The 7,065-nt window shown below is 30.2% G+C and carries 7 protein-coding genes; all 7 read left to right on the plus strand.

Translation table 11 applies throughout. The annotated features are described in order from the left end of the window. The coding region (locus ACRDBA_RS00465; protein ID WP_438570985.1) for a transketolase family protein at positions 1-669 on the plus strand (669 nt) is incomplete at its 5' end. Between the two features lie 250 nt (positions 670-919). Continuing rightward, positions 920-1,765 (plus strand): YitT family protein, encoded by an 846-nt coding sequence (locus ACRDBA_RS00470; protein WP_438570986.1) that lies wholly within the window; start codon positions 920-922, stop codon positions 1,763-1,765. Between the two features lie 36 nt (positions 1,766-1,801). After that, complete coding sequence (locus ACRDBA_RS00475; protein ID WP_438570987.1) at positions 1,802-2,638, plus strand: YitT family protein; 837 nt, start codon at positions 1,802-1,804, stop codon at positions 2,636-2,638. A 148-nt stretch (positions 2,639-2,786) separates the two neighbouring features. Then, on the plus strand, positions 2,787-3,473 hold the full coding sequence (gene ftsE / locus ACRDBA_RS00480; protein ID WP_438570988.1) for a cell division ATP-binding protein FtsE: 687 nt from the start codon (positions 2,787-2,789) through the stop codon (positions 3,471-3,473). After that, on the plus strand, positions 3,463-4,353 hold the full coding sequence (gene ftsX, locus ACRDBA_RS00485; RefSeq protein WP_438570989.1) for a permease-like cell division protein FtsX: 891 nt from the start codon (positions 3,463-3,465) through the stop codon (positions 4,351-4,353). Before ftsE ends, ftsX begins: the two co-directional genes overlap by 11 nt. A 41-nt stretch (positions 4,354-4,394) precedes the next feature. Then, a complete protein-coding gene (locus ACRDBA_RS00490; protein ID WP_438570990.1) occupies positions 4,395-5,657 on the plus strand; it encodes a S41 family peptidase in 1,263 nt (420 codons plus the stop codon). A gap of 11 nt (positions 5,658-5,668) precedes the next feature. Then, a complete protein-coding gene (locus ACRDBA_RS00495; protein ID WP_438570991.1) occupies positions 5,669-6,937 on the plus strand; it encodes a PDZ domain-containing protein in 1,269 nt (422 codons plus the stop codon). Positions 6,938-7,065: the final 128 nt, after the last annotated feature.

The raw sequence follows: 7,065 nt of genomic DNA on the forward strand, positions 1-7,065 counted from the left end.
TCAATTTGTTATCCAAAATTAAATGTTAAAGTATGTGCTACACATGCAGGATTAACAGTAGGGGAAGATGGAGCTTCACACCAAGCTATCGAAGATTTAGCTATAATGAGAAGTATTCCAAACATGACAGTAATATGTCCAGCTGATGCAGTAGAAACTGAAGCAGCTATAAAGGCAATAGCTGAAATAGATGGACCTTGCTATGTAAGATTAGGTAGAGCAGCAGTAAACGTAGTAAATGATGCAGCTACTTATGAGTTTAAATTAGGAAAAGGTGTTGAATTAGCTAAAGGAAATGATGTAACAATAGTTGCAACAGGAATAATGGTTGATACAGCATTAGAAGCAAGAGAAGAATTATTAAAAGAAGGTATCCAGGCTAGAGTATTAAATATTCATACATTAAAGCCATTAGATAATGAAATATTAATAAATGCTGCAAAAGAAACTAATGCTATAGTTACAGTTGAAGAACATAACATCATTGGTGGTCTTGGATCAGCAGTAGCAGAAGCTTTATCAGAAGAATGTCCAGTACCAGTTTTAAAGGTTGGAGTTAAGGATGTATTTGGAGAAAGTGGAAAGCCAGACGAATTATTAAAGGCATATGATTTAACAGCTGAAGAAGTTGCTAAAAAAGCTAAAAAAGCAATAAGCTTAAAAAAGTAAATATAATAATTATATAAATTACCACTAAAATTACCACAAAAATAGCTATATAAGTAAAAGCCTCAGTTTGACTGTGGCTTTTATTTGTTTATTAATAATTACAATTAGTACCAAAAAGTAATATAATATATTTGGTGTTTAGAATATTATTTATATAATAATATTAATAAATAAGAGGAAGATAGGATAAAAGTTAATAATTTGAGGGAAGATAATACAAAAACTTCCTTAATGAAAGGGGGATATTTATATGAAGTCAAAAATAAAAGAATATGGAATGATTACATTTGGGGTATTATTAGTAGCACTATCATTAGAGTATTTTTTTATTCCAAATAATATAGCGGCAGGTGGACTTACAGGGTTAGCAATTGTAATAAATCATTATATACCAGCTATATCAACAGGACCATTAGTTTTTATGATGGATCTTGTGCTTTTTATAGTAGGATTTATATTCTTAGGAAAAGCTTTTGGAGTAAAAACTGTGTATGCTAGCTTTAGTTTAGCTGGTATTATGTCATTGATAGAGGCAACATTAAAACCACAAGCAATTACTAATGATTTAATTATTGCAACCATTTTTGGAACATTAATTACAGCAGTAGGTATGGCAATTGTATTTTATGCAGATGCATGTACTGGAGGAACTGACACAATAGCAAAAATTTTAAATAAGTTTTTTCACATTGAAATAGGAAAATCACTATTAGTAGTAGATTTTATAGTAACATTTTTAGGCGCAATAACCTTTGGTATTGATATAGGTTTATATGGACTATTAGCAGTTATTATAAATGGAGTTGCAATAGATAAGGTTATAGCAGGATTTAATAAGTGTACAGAGGTTACTATAATAAGTAGTGAAAATGATAAGATAAGTAAATTTATAATGGATGAGCTAGAAAGAGGATGCACATTTTTAAAAGGTGTAGGTGGATTTTCGAAAAATGAGACATCAGTATTATATACTGTAATAGGAAGAAAAGAGTTTATAAAGTTAAAACATTATATAATTGAGATAGATAAAAAGGCATTTATAACCGTTGGAGAAGTCCATGAGGTTATGGGGGAAGGATTTAAAAACTTAGAATAAAAATAATTAACAAAAGTAAAAATGGGGGAAGTTAGAATGAATAAGTTTAAGGAATATTTATTATCAACAATAGGAGTTGCAATAGTTGCATTTGGGCTAGAGTATTTTTTCTTTCCTAATGGAATTGCAGCCGGTGGAATATCAGGATTGGCTCTTGTTTTAAATTCAATTTTTAATATTGAGCCAAGTATATTAACATTTGCATTTAATATAGTTTTATTTGGATTAGCATTTTTCTTAATTGGAGGGTCATTTGGAGCTAAAAGTATTTATGCTACAGTAATGCTTTCAGTATTTATGTGGATTATAGAAAAGTATATGAATCCAATTGCTGTTACTGATAATTATATATTAGTAAGTATATTTGGGTCAGCTTGTATAGCAATAGGTACTGCAATAGTATTTAATCAAGATGCATCAACAGGTGGAACTACAATAATTGCAAAAATAATTAATAAGTATTTTCATTTACCTATAGGGCAGGGGCTACTACTAGCAGATTGTACAGTTACATTATTAGCTATATATGTATTTGGAATTGAAAAAGGATTATTTGGATTATTAAGTGCTATATTAGTAGGTAATTTAGTAGATAAGTTTATAGATGGATTAAATCCTGTAAGACAGGTATTTGTTATAACAAAGGAAGAAAAGGTTATAGTAGAGTTTATAACTAAAAATATAGATAGAGGTTGTACAGTATTAACAGGAAAAGGTGGATATACTGGTTCAGATACAAATATAGTGTATACTGTTTTAAATACAAATCAATTTATTACCTTAAAACAATTTATAAAAAACAATAATGTTGATGCATTTATTACAGTTAATGAATCAACAGAAGCATTAGGAAGAGGGTTTACAGATTATTAATTATTTATTAAAAAGCCTTATAATATGGGGAAAAATAAGCAATACAGTAGCTTTAAATATGAAAAAACATTTTTCAAGAGTAATTGTTATGCTATAATAACCCTATGGGTTTTACAAAAAGAAAAATGCGCTGGAGAGGTGTTAAATTATGATAGAATTTAAAAATGTATCAAAACTGTATGATAATAATGTTAAGGCATTATCAGATGTAAACATAAAAATCGATACAGGTGAGTTCGTTTTCCTAGTAGGTCCTTCAGGAGCAGGGAAATCAACTTTTATAAAAATGTTAATAAAAGAAATTGATCCTACATCAGGAGAGGTAACAGTAACAGATAAAAAGTTATCTACAGTATCAAGAAAGCAAATACCTTATTATAGAAGAAGAATAGGTATGGTATTCCAAGATTTTAGGCTTATACCAACTTTAAATGTTTATGAAAATGTTGCATTTGCAATGAGAGTTGTAGAGGCATCACCAAAGGAAATTAGAAAGAGAGTTCCTATGGTGTTATCTTTAGTTGGACTTTCACATAAATATAAAATGTTCCCTAATGAATTATCAGGGGGAGAACAACAAAGAGTTTCTTTAGCAAGAGCTATAGTTAATAACCCATCAGTACTTATTTGTGATGAGCCAACAGGAAACCTAGACCCAGAAACAGCTAAGGAAATAATGGATTTATTAGATGATATTAATAGAGCAGGAACAACTATATTAATGGCAACCCATGCTAAGGATATAGTTAATAACATGAAGAAGAGAGTTATTGCTATAGAAAAAGGCTGTATAGCAAGAGATGAAAAGAGGGGGATGTACGAAGATGAAAATTAATACTATAAAATATTTCATAATAGATGCATTTAAAAGCCTTAAAAGAAATAGAACTATTAGTATAGCAGCAATGATTACAGTACTAATAACATTTTTCATATTCGGTACATTTTCATTATTAGCTTTAAACTTTAGTAAAAGTATTGAAGATGTAGCATCTAAAGTAGAGATAAAAGTTTATTTACAAGATGATGTAAAATTAGTAGACCAAAGAGAAATTGAAATAAAATTAAATGAACAATCAGGAGTAAAAGAAGTAATATACGAATCAAAGGAAGATGCTTTCTTAAACTTCAAGGAAAGCTTAGCAGAAAACCCAGGTTTATTACAAGGGTATGATCTGCAAAACAATCCACTTCCAAGTTCATTTATAGTCAAATTAGAAAATCCTGAAGCTGCAACAGCTATAGGAGATTCAGTTAAAGAAATGACTGGAGTAGAAAGTATAGGAAATCAACAAGACTTAATCGATAAGATAAGTTCAGTAGTAAAAGGTGTTCAAGTAGTAGGGATAGTTTTATTCATTACTTTTGCAGGAGTATCTATCTTCTTAATTACAAATACTATAAAAATAACAGTTTACTCAAGAAGAAAAGAAGTTGGAATAATGAAGTTTGTAGGAGCTACAGATTGGTTTATTAGATGGCCTTTCATAATAGAAGGTATAGTAATAGGGGCAATAGGATCATTACTTTCTAGTGCATTACTTTACTTTGCATATAAATCAATATATGGATACATTGTATCAACAATGTTCTTAGTTAACCTTGTAACACCAAGCTTTGTATTAGGAACATTAACTTGGCTATTCTTAGCAGGTGGTGTTGTTGTTGGAGCAATTGGTAGTATAGCTGCATTAAGAAGATTCTTAGATGTATAGGAGAGTTTAATTATTATTTGGTATGAAAGGAAGTATAAAGTATGGAGAATTTTAATACGGGAGGGAGAAAGAAAAGGGGCAGCGGTAGCAAGGTTATCTTAATTCTATCTTTAATATTAGCATTTTGTATTACAGGTTTTGGGTTCTTTTATTTAGGAAACAGATTTGCATTTAATGGAATAATATTAAGAGGGTTAGATCAATCTGTTGCTGAAGATATAAAAGATATAGGTGATACAAGTAAATATAATCTATTGTTCCAAGTTAGAGATGCGCTTTTAGCAAAATACGATGGAGAAATAGATGATGAAGTGCTTTTAGAAGCTGCCATTAAAGGAATGACAATGTCATTAAATGATCCATATACTGTTTTTATGAATGGTGATGAGTATCAAGCTTTTGTTGAGCAAAGTGAAGGTCATTTTGTTGGAATAGGAGCACAGTTAGGCGTAAGAGATGATAAAGTAACTGTAGTTGCACCATTAGAAGGTTCACCAGCAGAGGCTGCAGGTCTTAAAACTGGAGATGTAATCTTAAAAGTTGATGGAAATGAAATTGGAGAAGCAAATGTAGAGAAAACTATTTCTTTAATAAAAGGTGAAGAAGGAAAGCCTGTTACCTTAACATTATCTAGAGATGGTGGAGAACCATTTGATGCGACAATAGTAAGAGATGTTGTAAAAATGATAGCTGTTAAAGGTGAAATGTTAAATGAAAAAGCTGGATATATTCAAATAGCTTCTTTTGATGAAGAAGTAGCCAAAGACTTTGAAAACAAGATTGTTGAACTTAAAAACCAAGGAATGGAAGGATTAATTTTAGATTTAAGAGGAAATCCAGGAGGATTTTTAGGAGAATCAGTTAAAATAGCATCACAATTTATTCCAAAGGGTGAAACAGTAACTTATACGATAGATAAATACGGAAATAAAAATGAATCTAAATCAATTGGAGGAGTAGCACAAGGAATGCCTTTAGTTGTATTAATTAACGAAGGTAGTGCATCAGCTTCAGAGGTTGTTACAGGAGCATTAAGAGATTATTCTGTAGCTACTACAGTTGGTCAAAATACATTTGGAAAAGGTGTTGTTCAACAGCTTTTAGAACTTAAAGATGGAAAAGGCGGATTAAAGGTAACTACATCTAAGTACTATACTCCAAATGGAGAAAACATACACAAAATAGGTATAAAACCTGATATTGAGGTTAAAATACCAGAAGAGTTATTAAATCAACCTTATAACAGAAGTGTTGATCCACAGTTTAATAAGGCGTTAGAGATAATAAATGAGAAATTAAAATAGGAGGCTCTTAGATGGAACTAGTACTATATACATTAAGAACTGTAGCATTTGCCATAGTTGAGCCATCACATACTCTTACATTAATAATCTTAGGAGCAATATTTTACTCCAGAAATAGAAGAATATCTATGATGCAAAAAATGACAATAGGGGAGAGTTTAAACTCTCCCTTAGAACTTACATTGTCACAATTAGTATTAGGTATTTTAGGTGGAGCTTTAGCAAGCGTTATATTAAGTGTTTTAGGAATAGTTTTTGAAAAGAACTCAGGAATAGAATTATTATTTGTTGTATCGCTTATGTTGCTATTCTTTAAGAAGAGATTTGTAGGTTTCGCATATTCAGGAGCTGTATTAGGTTTAGTAAGTATAATATTTACGTTTGTAGCTACAAAAACTAATACACAATCATACATAAATATTAATATACCAGCATTAATAATATTTATAGGAGTAATCTACATTGTAGAAGCTGTATTAGTTATGATAGATGGAAGTAGAGGTGCTTTACCTGTATTTTCAAATAAAGATAACAAAATAATAGGGGGATTTGCTTTTGATAGATATTGGCCAGTTCCTGTTGCTGTTTTAATAGTATTAAATGGCATGGGTACAGGAGGTGCTGTAGGAAATGTGGCAATACCAGAATGGTGGCCTTTAATAAACAAAGCATCCACTGTTGCATTATTAGCAACTGCAGTAGTTTCATCACTACCTATGTATGGTATATTTAATTATAATTCTGTTACATTTACTATGGAAAAGAAAAAGAAACCTATATATTCTGGAGGATTAATATTAGCTTATGGTATTTCGCTAATATTAATATCACAAATAGCTAATTTAGGGTTAGTGTTTCAAATAATAACAATAGCTCTTTTACCTATAGGTCGCGAAATAGTATTAAAGCTTGATAAAAAACTAGAAAATAAGGGATCTTATTTTTATGTTAGTGATGATGATGGGGTAGCTGTGTTAGAAGTATCACCTATGTCACCATCCTATGAAGTTGGTATCCGTAGTGGAGATAAGATTTTAGAAGTAAATAACACTAGAGTAGTATCAGAAGTAGAAATTTTTAAAACTGTAAAAGACAGTGTTTATGATATTCATTTTAAAATTATGAGGAAATCAGGAGAAATACTAGACTATACAGTAAAGCCTAGACAAAAGCGAGTTGGAATATTATTGGTACCTAAAATGGTAAAGAGAGAAGATGTATTTGGAATAGGGAATGATGATTTTAAAAAGGTTTTAGAAGAACTTAAAAGAAAGCGATAGCTTTCTTTTTTTTGAGTATTTTTATTTGAATAAGGTAAAGATAAAAGATAGAATATAATTATATTAATTAAATTCGGAGGTGAGATGATGCCAGAATTCAAAATAGAGTCAAAATTTAAGCCTACAGG

This window comes from Clostridium sp. (assembly GCF_051654825.1).
Lineage (GTDB): Bacteria > Bacillota > Clostridia > Clostridiales > Clostridiaceae > Clostridium.

What these genes read in the sequence shown, in the direction of transcription:
- ACRDBA_RS00475 (WP_438570987.1), top strand. Translation starts at nt 1,802, where the DNA reads ATGAATAAGTTTAAGGAATATTTATTATCAACAATAGGAGTTGCAATA.
- ACRDBA_RS00470 (WP_438570986.1), top strand. Translation starts at nt 920, where the DNA reads ATGAAGTCAAAAATAAAAGAATATGGAATGATTACATTTGGGGTATTA.
- ACRDBA_RS00495 (WP_438570991.1), top strand. Translation starts at nt 5,669, where the DNA reads ATGGAACTAGTACTATATACATTAAGAACTGTAGCATTTGCCATAGTT.
- ACRDBA_RS00490 (WP_438570990.1), top strand. Translation starts at nt 4,395, where the DNA reads ATGGAGAATTTTAATACGGGAGGGAGAAAGAAAAGGGGCAGCGGTAGC.
- ftsX (WP_438570989.1), top strand. Translation starts at nt 3,463, where the DNA reads ATGAAAATTAATACTATAAAATATTTCATAATAGATGCATTTAAAAGC.
- ftsE (WP_438570988.1), top strand. Translation starts at nt 2,787, where the DNA reads ATGATAGAATTTAAAAATGTATCAAAACTGTATGATAATAATGTTAAG.